Origin of the sequence: Streptomyces sp. SID13726, from assembly GCF_010548375.1 — a bacterium.
Classification (GTDB): domain Bacteria; phylum Actinomycetota; class Actinomycetes; order Streptomycetales; family Streptomycetaceae; genus Streptomyces.
On record NZ_JAAGLY010000005.1, the window covers coordinates 155,153 to 168,790 of the forward strand.

Sequence of the window (13,638 nt, forward strand, 5' to 3'; positions counted from 1 at the left end):
ATGAATCCAACGTTCCGCTTGACGGACGGCGTCTCACCCCGCCGAGGCCGGCAGCCCCAGCTCCGCCCAGATCGTCTTCCCCGTCTCCGTCTGCCGGCTCCCCCACCGCTCCGCCATCTGGGCGACCAGCAGCAGCCCCCGCCCGCCCTCGTCGAACACCCGCGCCCGCCGCAGATGCGGGGCCGTACTGCTGCCGTCCGAGACCTCGCAGATCAGCGTCGAGTCACGGATCAGCCGTAGCACGACCGGATCGTCGCCGTAGCGCACGGCGTTGGTGACCAGCTCGCTCACGATCAGCTCGGTGGCGAAGGCCGCCTCGCCGAGGCCCCACGCCGACACCTGCTCGCCCGCCGCCTTGCGGGCGCGGGCCACCGCGGCGGGGTCGCGCGGGAGGTGCCAGGTGCGGACCTTCGCGGTGTCGAGGGCGGAGGTGCGGGCCAGCATGAGGACGATGTCGTCGGCCGGGCGCCCCGGCAGCACCGTCCGCAGCACCTGGTCGCAGGTCTCCTCCAGGGGCCCCGCCTTGTCGGCGAGCGCCCCGCGCAGCAGTTCGAGACCGACCTCGATGTCCCGGTCGGCCGCCTCGACCAGCCCGTCGGTGTAGAGCGCGAGCAGACTGCCCTCCTCCAGCTCCACCTCGACCGACTCGAACGGCAGCCCGCCCAGGCCCAGCGGCGGCCCGGCGGGCAGGTCCAGGAACCGCACGTCGCCGTCGGGGGTGACCACGGCGGGCGGCGGATGGCCGGCCCGGGCCATGGTGCAACGGCGCGACACCGGGTCGTAGACGGCGTACACACAGGTCGCGCCCACCTCGCCGGAGGTCGGGGCCGCCGCCCGGCCGCGCGCCTCGGGGCCCTCCTCGCGGTCGAGCCGTACGACGAGGTCGTCCAGCTGGGTGAGGAGCTCGTCCGGGGCGAGATCGACGTCCGCGAGGGTGCGTACGGCCGTCCGCAGGCGGCCCATCGTCGCCGAGGCGTGGATGCCGTGGCCCACCACGTCGCCCACGACCAGGGCGACCCGGGCTCCGGACAGCGGGATGACGTCGAACCAGTCCCCGCCGACGTCCGCCCCTGACCCGGCCGGGAGATAGCGGTAGGCCACCTCCATGGCGGCGAGGTCCGGCGGCCGGTCGGGCAGGAGGCTGCGCTGGAGGGCGAGGGCGGTGCGGCGCTCGCGGGTGTAGCGGCGGGCGTTGTCCACGCTGACCGCGGCCCGCGCGACGATCTCCTCGGCGAGCAGCAGGTCGTCCTCGCTGAACGGCTCCGGAGTGCGGTGCCGCAGGAAGTGCACCAGGCCCAGGGTGACCCCGCGGGCACGCAGCGGCACCATCATCACCGAGTGGATCAGATGCCGGTGCACGGACTCGGCACGGGCCCGGGAGGACCGGATCCACTCCTGGAGCCCGGGATCGCCGGGCTTCGGCAGGGTGCCGCGGCCCGCGACCAGGGCCCGCATCGGAGGCGTGTCCACCGGGTAGAACGTCGTACCGCCGGACGGGACCACCGACTCCGGGCACCCGTCGAGCACCGACCGCTGCGCGGTACGTCGTACGGTCACCGGCCGGCCCGCGGGGACCGGCTCCGGCTCCTCCCCCTCGGCGACCGACTCCAGCAGGTCCACGGTCACGAAGTCCGCGAACCCCGACACGGCCACCTCGGCCAGCTCCTCCGCCGTCCGGGTCACGTCCAGGGTGCTGCCGATGCGGAGGCTGGCGTCGTTGAGGACGGCGAGCCGGCGGCGGGCCCAGTACTGCTCGGTGGTGTCGAAGACGGCCGCCGACATCCCCCTGACGGTCCCGCCCTCGTCCTTGAGCGGCGACAGGAACATCGACCAGGCGTGCCCCCGGACCTCGCCGGGCGCCTGACCGTGGTTCTCGTGGAAGACCGGCTCACCCGTCCGCAGCACCTGCCGCTGGAGACGGTCGTACTCGTCGAAGGGCGGGTTCGGCTCGATCTCCCACAGGGTCAGGCCCCGCATCTCCGCGACGGTCCGGCCCATCACCCGGGTCATGACCTCGTTGGCGGCCACCAGCCGGGCGTCCAGGTCGTAGATCGCCACCGGCACCGGCAGCTGGGCGAGCGTGAGATCCCACAGGGCCTCCGCCGACACCTCGGCGGGCCCGGCCACCCGCTCCGCGGCGGCCCCGGTCACCAGCCACGGCCGCCCGCCGTCGCCGTCCGCGAGAGGCGTCCCCTGAAGCCGTACGACGACCCGGTCGCCGTCCCTGTGCCGCAACGCCACCTGTGTCGCCCACCGCAGCCCGCCGGCCACGTGGCGCCGCGCCGACTCGGGCAGGTCCGCCGCGAGCAGCTCCGCCGCAGGCCTCCCCACGATCTCCCCGGCCTCGTACCCGAGCAGCTCCCGCGCCCCCGCACCCCACACCGCGATCACCCCACGGCCGTCCACCACGACCGCCAGGTCCTCCGGTACCCGACCCTCCACGGCGCCTCCGCCTGTACCGCCCCAGCTGTCCATACCCCAAGCCTCCCGCCGCACGGCTCCCCTCTCAAGCGAGGAGGGGGTGCGGTGGGCTCGGCGTGGGGTGCCGCAGTCTTGCACGGGGTGGTGGGGGTGGGGGTGGGAATGGGTGATCTCGGGGGAGAGCGATTCGTCCGCTCCGGCACCGGGGCTCCGTTGCGGCTGTGCGGGCGGGTTCAGCCGTACTGGTGGGGAGGGAGTGCGGCGAAGACGAAGCGCTTCACGGACCGTGGCCGGGCCTGGAGCCGGCGCCGGGGCGGCCCGGTGTTCGTGGACCGGGCGCCGGAGTCGGTCGTGCGGCTCGGCCGGCAGGCCTTTCGCACTCCGTCGTCGCGTGACAGCAGCCGTCCGTCGCTCACGCGTTGAGGACGTGTCCGGTCGTCGCGTCGACGTGGGCGGGGATCTCGTCGTGGCGGTCGCCCACGGTCGGCGTCCCGGTCGGCTCGAACATGAGGATCGCGGCTCCGGACGGCGCGTACGGCTTGTGCTCCGTACCCGCGGGGACCGTGAAGGCCGCCCCCTGCCGCAGCAGGACCGCGCGCTCACCCTCGGGCTCGCGCAACGAGATGTGCAGTTCCCCGTCGAGCACCAGGAAGAACTCGTCCGTGTCGTCATGAACGTGCCAGATGTGTTCGCCCTCGACCTTGGCGACCCGGACGTCGTAGTCGTTGACGCGTGTGACGATGCGCGGACTCCACAGCGCGTCAAAGGAGTCCAGGGCCTGGCGAAGAGAGATCGGCTGGTTGCTCATGGCCTCATCCTCGGCGGCTTCGCACGGGCAGTGTGAGTGCTAGGAATTGCACATGGCGAAAGAATCCTCGCACGCCGCTCACTCGGCAGGCGTACATCGGGTGGTCGTGATCGTGGACGAGAACTCCAACCCGTTCGAGCTCGGCTGCGCGACCGAGATCTTCGGTCTGCGCAGGCCGGAGATCGGCCGCGAGCTCTACGACTTCCGGCTCTGCTCCCCCGAGCCCGCCACCCCGATGCGCGACGGATTCTTCACCCTCACAGCAGTCGCCGGCCTGGAGGCGGCCGATACGGCGGACACCTTGATCGTCCCCAACCGCCCCGACGTCGAGGTGCCCCGCCGACCCGCCGTCCTCGACACGATCCGACGGGCACGCGCGCGCGGCGCACGCCTGATCGGCTTCTGCAGCGGCGCCTTCACCCTCGCCGAGGCCGGAGTCCTCGACGGGCGCCGGGCCACAGCCCATTGGCAGTGGGCCGATGCCTTCCGCGCCCGCTTCCCTGCCGTCCGCCTCGAATCAGACGTGCTGTTCGTGGACGACGGCGACATCCTCACCGCCGCGGGAAGCGCGGCCGCACTCGACCTCGGCCTGCACGTGGTCCGCCGCGACCACGGCGCCGAGGTCGCCAATGCCGTGAGCCGTCGGCTGGTCTTCGCGGCGCACCGCGACGGCGGACAGCGGCAGTTCGTCGAGCGTCCCCTGCCCGACCTCCCCGACGAGTCCCTGGCGCCCGTCCTGGCCTGGGCGCAGGCACGGCTCGACACACCCCTCACGGTCTCGGACCTCGCGGAGCGGGCGGCGGTCAGCCCGGCCACGCTGCACCGCCGTTTCCGGGCACAGCTGGGAACGACACCGTTGATGTGGCTCACGGGGGAACGGCTCACCTTGGCCTGCCGACTGATCGAGCGGGGTGAATCACGTTTCGAGGTGGTCGCACGGCGGAGCGGTCTGGGCACCGCCGCCAACCTGCGCACGCTGATGCGCCGCGAGACGGGCATCACCCCGTCGGCGTACAAGCGCAGGTTCGGACCCGAGGTGAACTGACGGAGAGGACATCCAGCCCTGCCGAGCCGGCTGAAAGATCACACGTCCGAGTCGGCACAGGCGGACTCGCGCTCCGCATGACCGGTACGACAGCGGCTTCCGAGCGGCGTTTCCCCGGGCCGAGTTTGCGGTACGAGCAGGGCCGCAGGCCAAGGAGTTGGGGATGAGTGCGGAGATCGTTCAGTTTGTGGGGCAGGCGGGGCCGTATCTGACGGCGGCTCTGGGGGCCTATGGGGCGGGGGTGTTGACCCGGACGGAGAACGCCGCGGTGGACGCGACGGCGAACGTGGGGCGGCGGATGTTGCAGTCGCTCTGGCGTCGTCGGGACGAGCAGGGGCGTGCCGAACTAGAGGCGGCGGTGCAGGACGCGGCCGAGGAGGACGGCGACGGCGACGCGGCGGCTGCGCTGCGGCAGCAGTTCAGGCGGGCGCTGCGCGAGGACGCCGAACTGTTGCGGGAACTGGTCGCGTTGCTGCCCGCCGGCGCGGGACAGGTGACCGTGACCGCGTCGGGCGAGCGGTCCATCGCCGCCCAGACGATCGGTACCGCGATCACCGGTGACAACACCACGCTCGGGCCGTGAGCGGTGATCGGCCGTCCACGCCGAGTGGGCCACAGGCTTCGGGTCCCCGATCGATCGCCGCGGCCGACATCGCCGTAGCGATCACCGGTGACGGCGCCCGGGTGGTGATGCTGCCGCCCGAGGCGGTGCGGTGGGCGCGGGAGGTGAGCGCACCGCCGGGAGCGGCGAACCTGCCCTGGTCGGCGTCCGGCGTGTTCGTGGGCCGGGAGCAGGAGCTGAGGCGGCTGCGGGAGCTGCTGGCCCCGGAGGACGAGGCCGCCGCGGTCCGGCTCCCGTCGCGGACGCAGGCCGTTCACGGCCTGGGCGGGGTCGGGAAGAGCTCGCTCGCGCTGCACTACGCGCACGCGTACCGGCGGGAGTACACCCTGGTGTGGTGGATCACCGCCGAGTCCACCGAACAGATCGTCACGAGTCTGGCCGCGCTGGCCGTGCGGCTGTGCCCGCAGTGGGCGGCGGCCGTGGGCGTGGAGGAGCGTGCGGCGTGGGCGATCCTCTGGCTCCAGTGGCACCCGGGCTGGCTGCTGGTCTTCGACAACGTCGAGGACCCGACGGATCTGCGCCACTACCTCGGCACCCTCGCGGACGGCCATCACCTGGCCACCAGCAGGAAGGCGACCGGCTGGCACACCGTCGCCCCGGCCATGGCGCTGGGCCTGATGGACCCGGACGCGTCCGTGGAGCTGCTGTGCACGCTCGCCCTCGGACCGGAGCGGCCCACCCCGCAACAGCGACGCCAGGCCGGTGATCTGGCCGCCGAGCTCGGGTATCTGCCGCTGGCGCTGGAGCAGGCGGGGGCCTACCTCCACCAGACGGGTACCGCGCTCGGGGCCTACCGGCACCTGTTGGGACGCAGCCTCGACCGGGCGGCGGACGGCACCGACCCGGAGCGCACGATCGCCCGCGTCTGGCTCCACACCCTGACCGCGGTCGAACGCCGTGACCCGCTGGCCGCCAGGCTGCTGCACACGATCGTATGGCTGGCCCCCGACGACATCCCCCGCACCCTCCTCGCCGCGGCGGCCCCCGACCCGATCGCTCTGGGCGACGCGCTGGGCGTGCTCCACGCCTACAACATGATCGCCTTCACCGCCGACCGCCAGGGCATCACCGTGCACCGGCTCGTGCAGCTGGTGGTGCGCACCCGCGTCACCGCCGATGCCGATGCCGATGCCGATGCCGATGCCGAGGTCGAGGCCGGTGCCGGTGCCGCAGTCCCGGGACGGCAGGATGCCGAACAGGCTCTGCGACAGGCCGTCCCCGGCAGGAACGACACCGGCACGGAGGCGGACACCCGGTGGGAACGCCTGCTCCCGCACGTCTTCGCCCTGGTCCAGTCCGCGCCACCCGGCCGGCCCGTCTCGGCCGAGACCGCCGAGATCTACCGTGCCGCCGCCCGGTACCTGCACCGGCAGGGCCGCGACGCCCATTCCGTCCCCCTGCGCGTCGCCGACCTCGCGCAGGCCGAGCAGACGCTGGGCGACACCCACCCGTCCACTCTGGCCGGCCGCACCGGACTGGCCGGTGCCTACGAGGAGGCGGGGGATCTGGAGCGGGCCATCGCGCTGTACGAGGCCACGCTCGCGCAGCAGGAGCGGGTGCTCGGCGACGCTCACCCTGACACTCTGATCAGCCGCAACAACCTGGCCGGCGCGTACGCGGAGGCGGGGGATCTCCAGCGGGCCGTCCCGCTCCTGGAGTCCACCCTTGCCCAACGCGAACGGGAGTTCGGCGAAACCCACCACTTCACCCTGAACACCCGCAACAACCTCGCCCTCGCCTACGAGCAGGCGGGGGACCTGGAGCGGGCGATCCCGCTGTTCGAGTCGACGCTCGCCCTGCGCGAACGGGTCCTGGGCGACGCCCACCCCTCCACCCTGACCAGTCGCAACAACCTCGCCCTCGCCTACAGGAGAGCGGGGGATCTGGAGCGGGCGATCCCGCTGTACGAGGCGACGCTCGCCCAGCGGGAGCGGGTGCTCGGCGACACCCATCCCCAGACATTGGTCAGCCGCATCAACCTCGCGGGTGCCTACCGGGCGGCGGGTGACCTGGAGCGGGCCGTCCAGCTGTACGAGGCCACGCTCGCCCTGCGTGAGCGGGTGTTCGGCGACACCCACCCGGACACCCTCGTCACCCGCAACGGCCTGGCCGGCGTCTACCGCGCGATGGGGGATCTGGAGCGGGCGATCCCGCTGTACGAGGCGACGCTCGCGCAGCGGGAGCGGGTGCTCGGCGAGACCCACCCCCGCACGCTGAACAGCCGCAACAACCTCGCCATCGCCTACGAGGACGCGGGGGACCTGGAGCGGGCGATCCCCCTGTACGAGGCCACGCTGGCCCAGCGGGAGCGGGTGCTCGGCGAGACCCACCCCGCCACCCGGGCCAGCCGGACCAACCTCGCCGGTGCCCGCAGGGCTGTCGAGGCCGCGCGGCGATCGGACTGAACCGGCTCGGCCGGCCGTACCGTGCGACCCCGAGTGATGAGTTTCGGCGCCCGCGCCCGTCACATCTATGACGGGACACGACGAGGCGGACGGATGACGTGATGAGCGCTGACACACGGGCCGAGGAGCTGGGCGTGGGCGGGCTGGGCGAGATCGACGAGGCGGGGTTCTCGGGGCTGGCGGAGCGGTACCGGCGGGAGCTGCATGTGCACTGCTACCGGATGCTCGGGTCGTTCGAGGACGCCGAGGACGTCGTACAGGAGACGTTCCTGCGGGCCTGGCGGCGGCGGGAGACGTGCGAGGGGCGGTCGACGTTCCGGGCCTGGCTGTACCGGATCGCCACCAACGCCTGTCTGGACCTGCTGGCCAGGAGCCGCCCGGAGCCCGCGACCGGGGGCGAGGTGCGGTGGCTCCAGCCCTACCCGGACCGGCTGCTCGACGAGCTGCCCGCGGGCAGCGCGGACGAGCCGGAGGCCGTCGCCGTCGCCCGGGAGACGATCGAGCTGGCCTACCTGGTCGCGGTCCAGCACCTCGCGCCGCGCCCGCGGGCCGTGCTGATCCTGCGGGACGTGCTCGGCCGGCCGGCGAAGGAGGTCGCGGAGATCCTCGGGGACTCCGTCAACTCCGTGAACAGCGCGCTGCAACGGGCCCGCGCGGGCATGCGGGAGCACCTGCCCGCCGAACGGCAGGACTGGACCGGCGGTGAACAGGACGCCGGGACCCGTGAGTTGGTGCGCCGCTACACCGACGCCAGCGTGGCCACGGACATCGGCCGGGTCACCGCGCTGCTGCGGGACGACGTCCGCTGCTCGATGCCGCCCACGCCGGGCCTGTTCGTCGGCCGCGACGCGGTGGTGAAGGACTGGGTCGACAGCGGCTTCGAGGGCATGACCGGCCTGCGCGCCCTCCCCACCTCGGTGAACCGGCAGCCCGCCGTCGCCTTCTACCTCTGGCGGCAGGAGGAGGGCGCCCACCTGCCGCTGACGATCGACGTCCTGCGGATCACCGGCGGGGCGATCACCGAGATCGTCACGTTCCACGCCGACCGCTTCCCACGGCTCGGACTGCCGGAGCGCCTCCCGGCGGACGGCACGGATCAGCCGCCGGCGTAGGCGATGTCCGGCCGCGGCGGCGTCGTCATCCCCGCCCCCAGGAAGTAGTCCACCTGGTGCGACTGCAGGTACCCCTTGAACGTCATCGCTCTCGGCCTAGCCCAACGGCCCGTCCGCCCAGGCCCCCGCCGCCGAGTCACCGAACGGCTCCGGGCGGGCCGCGGGCACCTCGTGGCAGGTGAAGCCGAGGCGGGTCAGGGCCCGGCTCACCTCGTTCGCGGTGAAGTCGCGGCGGTCCTGGCGGGTGATCACCTGCCCCACCTGCTTGACCGGGTAGACACGGCCGCCGACGGTCACGCAGGAGCCGGTCGCGGCCTCGGGCTCGACGCCCTCCATGGACTTCTCCACCTCGGCCATGGTCAGGTCGAAGGGGAAACGTGCGATGACGATGCGCATGGTGCCTCCACAGGGAGCGAGCGGTTGAAGGTCCTACGGATGGTGGGGGTGTCGTACGGATCGGGTCCGGCCGTTCCGTACGGTCGGCCCGGCCGGCCGCGCTGTCTCCCGCGGCCGGCCCGATCCGGACGGCAGGCCCTAGCGGCTGGTCCGCGACGAGCGGCGGCGGCCCCTCGCGCCCCGGCTGCGGGAACCGGCGGGGGACGTGCCGGTGCGCCGCTGGGGTTCGGGCGCCGGGACCGTGATCGTGACCGGCACCCCGGACGGCGTCCGCGCGCCCGTGATGCGGCTCAGTTCCTCCTCGCCCGGGCGGACCCGGGTGGTGCGCGGGGTGATGCCGGCGTCGGACATGAGGCGGTCCATGCTGCGCCGCTGGTGCGGCAGGACCAGGGTGACGACGGTGCCGGACTCGCCCGCGCGGGCGGTGCGGCCGCCGCGGTGCAGGTAGTCCTTGTGGTCGGCGGGCGGGTCGAAGTTCACGACGAGGTCGATGTTGTCGACGTGGATGCCGCGGGCCGCGACGTTGGTGGCGACCAGGACCGTCACCTGGCCGTCCTTGAACTGGCCGAGGGTGCGGGTGCGCTGCGGCTGGGACTTGCCGCCGTGCAGCGCCGAGGCGCGGACGCCCATCGACAGCAGGTGCTTGGCCAGCCGCTCCGCCGCGTGCTTGGTGTCCAGGAACATGATCACGCGGCCGTCGCGCGCGGCGGTCTCGGTGGCGGTGGCCCGCTTGTCGTCGTCGTGGACGTGCAGCAGGTGGTGCTCCATGGTGGTGACGGCGCCCGCGGACGGGTCGACCGAGTGCACCACAGGGTCGTGCAGGTAGCGCCGCACCAGCAGGTCGATGTTGCGGTCGAGCGTGGCCGAGAACAGCATCCGCTGGCCGTCCGGGCGGACCTGGTCGAGCAGTGCGGTGACCTGGGGCAGGAAGCCCATGTCGGTCATCTGGTCGGCCTCGTCCAGGACGGTGATCTCCACCTGGCGCAGGACGCAGTCGCCGCGCTCGATGAGGTCCTTGAGCCGGCCGGGCGTGGCCACGACGACCTCGGCGCCGGAGCGCAGCGCCGCCGCCTGCCGGCCGATCGACATACCGCCGACGACGGTGGCCGCGCGCAGCCGCAGCGCCCGGGCGTAGGGGGTGAGCGCGTCGGTGACCTGCTGGGCGAGTTCCCGGGTGGGGACGAGGACCAGGGCGAGCGGCTGGCGGGGTTCGGCCCGGCGGCCGTCGAGACGGGCCAGCAGGGGCAGGCCGAAGGCGAGCGTCTTGCCGGAGCCGGTGCGGCCGCGGCCCAGGACGTCCCGGCCGGCCAGCGAGTTCGGCAGGGTTGCCGCCTGGATCGGGAAGGGCACGGTCACGCCCTCGGTGCGCAGCGCGGCCTGCATCTTCTCGGGCAGGTCGAGCTCGGCGAAGGCCGCCACGGCGGGCAGCGCCTCGGTGCGGCTGGTGGGCAGGGTGAACTCGTGACTGGGCCGCCGGGTACGGGGACGGGACGTGTTGCTCCCGGGGCGACGGGTGCGGTTCATGGCGTGGGAGGACCTTCCTCGATGCGTGCGGCACGTGTCGAGGAATTTCTCCGAGGGCAGTGCGAAACCGCCCGAGAATTCCCAGGAAAGAGCCGAGGGAAATAGCGCAGAAACAAGAGGTGAAGCAACGGGTCGGGGCCCGCACCCTAGGGTGCGGGCCCCGACCGTCGAGTACGCGTCAGCGTCAGGCGGGAACGATGTTCTCGGCCTGCGGGCCCTTCTGGCCCTGCGTGACGTCGAAGGTCACCTTCTGGCCTTCCTGAAGCTCGCGGAAGCCGGAGGTGGCGATGTTCGAGTAGTGCGCGAACACGTCGGCGCCGCCGCCGTCCTGCTCAATGAAGCCGAAGCCCTTTTCCGCGTTGAACCACTTCACGGTGCCAGATGCCATATTGAATCTCCCTAGGGGTGGCCCCGTGAATCCTGATAGATAATCACCGGAACCAAAACTGCAATTTCTATCACGGTAACACACGGTAGGACCCCCGATCCACGCCGCCGAAAATTCTCGCGCCGGGCGGACCGAAAACCTCGCCGCGCGCGGTGCGTGATTCTGCTGCGGCTGGGACAGTTATCTGCGGGCCAGCTCCTGGCGCATCTCCTCGTTCAGCCGCAGGGCTTCCTCCAGCCGGTCCTCCAGCACGATGATCCGGCAGGCGGCCTCGATGGGGGTGCCCTGGTCGACGAGTTCGCGGGCCCGGGCGGCGATGCGGAGCTGGCCGCGGGAGTAGCGGCGGTGGCCGCCCTCCGAGCGCAGCGGGGTGATCAGCTTGGCCTCGCCGATGGCCCGCAGGAAGGCCGGTGTGATGCCGAGGATGTCGGCGGCCCGGCCCATGGTGTAGGCGGGGTAGTCGTCGTCGTCCAGATGGTCGACGGGGGAGGTCTCGGCGGGCATGGCACCTTCGTTTCGGAAGCACGGCGAGGGGCCCGGCGGGCTCGGCACGGCTTCGGTCCCGTCCATGTGGTGCCCAGGCGGTCACAACCCTAACGTCGGCACCTACGAAAATGTGGCGCAGCTCCGGCAGATTGTCCCGCCCGCGGAGGCCCGCCCCGAGGGCAGCCCCCGCCCCGGCCTCAGGAGAACAGCAGGCGCCAGGTCAGCGGTCCCGGTGTGCCGTCGGCGTCACCGCGGAGCTCCTTGCGGGAGTGGTGGTCGCCGAAGCCGCGCTCGACCAGATGCTTGCCGAGCGGGAGGACATGGGCGTCGGAGGCGCCGGCGACGAAGTACTTGCGGCCGGGAAGGCCGGGACCTTCGGCTTGGTCGGCGTCGGCGTCGGCGTCGGCGTCGGTGTCTGCGTCGGCGTCTGCGTCGGCGTCTGCGTCTCGTCGTCCACGTCCAGATCGGCCCTGGCGTACTTCACAGCCGGGCGAAGCCGATCGCGCCCGGGTCGCCGTGCACGTTCTCCGGGACGTGCAGGTGCCCGCAGATCCCCGTGAACGCCTCCCACCGCGCGGTCCAGGGCGCGCACCCACAAGGTCATCGGGCCCACTCCGCCCGGCGGGACCAGACTGAGCGTGGCCGGATCGCCGAGGGTGCCGGTGCTTGAAGCAGCGGGTGTCCGTGTACGGGGCGACGGGGCGACGGCCTGCGGGATGCCGTGCTCGCCGATGTCCGTGCCGACGACCATTACGTAGCAGGGCGCCGACCAGTCCGACACGGCGGGCACGGTGGAGGTCGTTGCGGTGGTGGTCCGGCACCTGTGAATGCGGCGAGAGTCGGACCAGGAGCCCGGCGTGCCCCGCCGCGTGCTCAGGCCGGGTACGGAGTCCGCTCCCGGGCCGTGCGAAGTGCCTCGGTCCACCAGGCGAGTTGCTCCAGCAGGGTCTTGGCGTAGGCGGTGGTCTCCGGGGTGAGCGGGGTGCCGTTCTGCCACGTGGTGTAGCAGTTGGGGAAGGAGAGGCCGTCGCGGATGGTGACCGCGTGGAGTTCGGTGAGGACGTTCTCCAGGTGCAGGACCGCGTGCCGGCCGCCCGCCGCGCCGCCGTAGCTGACGAAGGCGACGGGCTTGGCCGCCCACTGGGTGAAGTGCCAGTCGATGGCGGCCTTCAGGGACGCCGGGTAGCTGTGGTTGTACTCCGGTGTGACGAGGACGAACGCGTCGGCGCTCTCCAGCGCCGAGGTGAGCGGCGCCATCCCGGCCGGCCGCGGATAGGTGTCGGTGCCCTTCGGGGACGTGCCCGGCAGGGCCAACGGCAGCTCCACGTCGGCCAGATCGACGACCTGCACCTCGAACGCGCCGTGCGCGGCGGCCTGTTCGGCGACCCACGAGGCCACGACCGGACCGAACCGACCCTCCCGGACGCTGCCGACGACGACCACCAGCTTGCTCTTGTCGTTTTCCATGCCCACCACGGTCGAGCCGCCCCGGGGCCGCAGCCAGACCGCGCTCAGGCTGGCCCCCGCAGGGCCACCCTGAGCCCTCCGTGGGCGACCGTCCCCGCCCTATGCTCGACACCATGGGGACGCCACTCGGGGACTTCGTCCGGGCCAAGCGGGACAGCATCCAGCCGCACTCGCTGGGACTGCCGGACCACGGCCGCCGCCGCTCACCGGGCCTGCGCCGCTCGGACCTCGCGACCCGGGCCGGCGTCAGCGTCGAGTACCTGACCCGGATCGAGCAGGGCCGCGACCGCAACCCCTCCATCGCGGTCGTCAACGCCCTCGCCGACGCCCTCAGCCTCGACCCCTCCGAGCGCGCCCATCTGCGCTACCTCGCGAAGATCACCGGCGGCGAGTGCACCGCGCACCTCCGGCCCGCCCCGCCGCCCCGCCGGGTGCGCCCGGACGTCCTGCGCACCCTGCGCCTCCTCGAACCCGGCATCGCCATGGTGACCAACCGGCTCGGCGACGTCCTCGCCCGCACCGCCGCGTTCGAGGCGGTCACCGGCGGCACCGGACTGCTCGACGCCGACGCCCCGAACCTCACCCGGTACGTCTTCACCGACCCGCGCGCCCGGGAGTTCTTCGCCGACTGGGACGTGGTGGCGGACGAGCAGGCCTTCGACCTCTGGCTCGGCCCGTCCATCGAGAGCTCCGAGTGGCTGGCCACGGACCTCGCCTCCGCCGCAGGCCCCGAACTCACCCGGCGCCTGAACCGGCACGTCGTCCCACAGCGCGGCCCCCTGCGCCTCCGCCACCCCTCCGGCGGCGAACTCCGCCTGCTCCGCGAGACCCTCGAACTCGCCGCCGACAGCCAGCAGTTGATCGTGTTCCTGCCCGCCGACGAGGCCACGGCGGAGGCCGTCGACCGGCTCTGCCGTCCGGCCCGGGGCGGGCTCCGGGCGATCTCGTAAGCACGAGAGGGCGG

Annotated in this window: 12 protein-coding genes; 5 read left to right on the forward strand and 7 right to left on the reverse strand. The window is 72.8% G+C overall.

Annotation, left to right across the window (positions count from 1 at the left end; translation table 11 throughout):
• Positions 1-33: 33 nt before the first annotated feature.
• Positions 34-2,475: a SpoIIE family protein phosphatase gene (locus tag G3I78_RS14990; protein WP_164424504.1), complete on the reverse strand. Its 2,442-nt coding sequence runs from the start codon at positions 2,473-2,475 to the stop codon at positions 34-36.
• Between the two features lie 358 nt (positions 2,476-2,833).
• Positions 2,834-3,229 (reverse strand): cupin domain-containing protein, encoded by a 396-nt coding sequence (locus G3I78_RS14995; RefSeq protein ID WP_164424506.1) that lies wholly within the window; start codon positions 3,227-3,229, stop codon positions 2,834-2,836.
• Between the two features lie 52 nt (positions 3,230-3,281).
• Here G3I78_RS14995 and G3I78_RS15000 point away from each other — a divergent pair, with 52 nt between their 5' ends.
• From G3I78_RS15000 to G3I78_RS15015, 4 genes are all read left to right on the forward strand, one after another.
• Positions 3,282-4,274 (forward strand): helix-turn-helix domain-containing protein, encoded by a 993-nt coding sequence (locus tag G3I78_RS15000; protein WP_164424508.1) that lies wholly within the window; start codon positions 3,282-3,284, stop codon positions 4,272-4,274.
• Between the two features lie 163 nt (positions 4,275-4,437).
• Positions 4,438-4,857 (forward strand): hypothetical protein, encoded by a 420-nt coding sequence (locus G3I78_RS15005; protein WP_164424510.1) that lies wholly within the window; start codon positions 4,438-4,440, stop codon positions 4,855-4,857.
• Positions 4,854-7,301 carry a tetratricopeptide repeat protein gene (locus G3I78_RS15010; protein ID WP_164424512.1) on the forward strand — a complete coding sequence of 816 codons (2,448 nt, stop codon included), beginning with the start codon at positions 4,854-4,856 and terminating at the stop codon, positions 7,299-7,301. Before G3I78_RS15005 ends, G3I78_RS15010 begins: the two co-directional genes overlap by 4 nt.
• A gap of 101 nt (positions 7,302-7,402) precedes the next feature.
• The gene (locus G3I78_RS15015; protein WP_164424514.1) at positions 7,403-8,413 is read left to right on the forward strand and encodes an RNA polymerase subunit sigma-70; all 1,011 of its coding nucleotides are present in this window, start codon (positions 7,403-7,405) and stop codon (positions 8,411-8,413) included.
• Between the two features lie 96 nt (positions 8,414-8,509).
• On the opposite strand, the gene G3I78_RS15020 is transcribed toward G3I78_RS15015, so the two are convergent.
• From G3I78_RS15020 to G3I78_RS15040, 5 genes are all read right to left on the reverse strand, one after another.
• On the reverse strand, positions 8,510-8,809 hold the full coding sequence (locus G3I78_RS15020) for an SCO5918 family protein (protein WP_164424516.1): 300 nt from the start codon (positions 8,807-8,809) through the stop codon (positions 8,510-8,512).
• Positions 8,810-8,947: 138 nt separating this feature from the next.
• The gene (locus G3I78_RS15025) at positions 8,948-10,333 is read right to left on the reverse strand and encodes a DEAD/DEAH box helicase (RefSeq protein WP_164424518.1); all 1,386 of its coding nucleotides are present in this window, start codon (positions 10,331-10,333) and stop codon (positions 8,948-8,950) included.
• A gap of 184 nt (positions 10,334-10,517) precedes the next feature.
• Positions 10,518-10,721 carry a cold-shock protein gene (locus tag G3I78_RS15030; RefSeq protein WP_007383480.1) on the reverse strand — a complete coding sequence of 68 codons (204 nt, stop codon included), beginning with the start codon at positions 10,719-10,721 and terminating at the stop codon, positions 10,518-10,520.
• A gap of 180 nt (positions 10,722-10,901) precedes the next feature.
• Complete coding sequence (locus G3I78_RS15035) at positions 10,902-11,225, reverse strand: MerR family transcriptional regulator (protein ID WP_164424520.1); 324 nt, start codon at positions 11,223-11,225, stop codon at positions 10,902-10,904.
• Between the two features lie 855 nt (positions 11,226-12,080).
• Positions 12,081-12,674, reverse strand: coding sequence for an NAD(P)H-dependent oxidoreductase (locus G3I78_RS15040; protein ID WP_164424522.1), 594 nt, complete (start codon positions 12,672-12,674; stop codon positions 12,081-12,083).
• Between the two features lie 113 nt (positions 12,675-12,787).
• Between G3I78_RS15040 and G3I78_RS15045 the strand changes: the two genes are divergently transcribed.
• On the forward strand, positions 12,788-13,624 hold the full coding sequence (locus tag G3I78_RS15045; protein WP_164424524.1) for a helix-turn-helix transcriptional regulator: 837 nt from the start codon (positions 12,788-12,790) through the stop codon (positions 13,622-13,624).
• Positions 13,625-13,638: the final 14 nt, after the last annotated feature.

Coding starts and splice junctions, on each gene's coding strand:
- G3I78_RS14990 (WP_164424504.1), bottom strand. CDS start 2,475: ATGGACAGCTGGGGCGGTACAGGCGGAGGCGCCGTGGAGGGTCGGGTA.
- G3I78_RS14995 (WP_164424506.1), bottom strand. CDS start 3,229: ATGAGCAACCAGCCGATCTCTCTTCGCCAGGCCCTGGACTCCTTTGAC.
- G3I78_RS15000 (WP_164424508.1), top strand. CDS start 3,282: ATGGCGAAAGAATCCTCGCACGCCGCTCACTCGGCAGGCGTACATCGG.
- G3I78_RS15005 (WP_164424510.1), top strand. CDS start 4,438: ATGAGTGCGGAGATCGTTCAGTTTGTGGGGCAGGCGGGGCCGTATCTG.
- G3I78_RS15015 (WP_164424514.1), top strand. CDS start 7,403: ATGAGCGCTGACACACGGGCCGAGGAGCTGGGCGTGGGCGGGCTGGGC.
- G3I78_RS15020 (WP_164424516.1), bottom strand. CDS start 8,809: ATGCGCATCGTCATCGCACGTTTCCCCTTCGACCTGACCATGGCCGAG.
- G3I78_RS15025 (WP_164424518.1), bottom strand. CDS start 10,333: ATGAACCGCACCCGTCGCCCCGGGAGCAACACGTCCCGTCCCCGTACC.
- G3I78_RS15030 (WP_007383480.1), bottom strand. CDS start 10,721: ATGGCATCTGGCACCGTGAAGTGGTTCAACGCGGAAAAGGGCTTCGGC.
- G3I78_RS15035 (WP_164424520.1), bottom strand. CDS start 11,225: ATGCCCGCCGAGACCTCCCCCGTCGACCATCTGGACGACGACGACTAC.
- G3I78_RS15040 (WP_164424522.1), bottom strand. CDS start 12,674: ATGGAAAACGACAAGAGCAAGCTGGTGGTCGTCGTCGGCAGCGTCCGG.
- G3I78_RS15045 (WP_164424524.1), top strand. CDS start 12,788: ATGGGGACGCCACTCGGGGACTTCGTCCGGGCCAAGCGGGACAGCATC.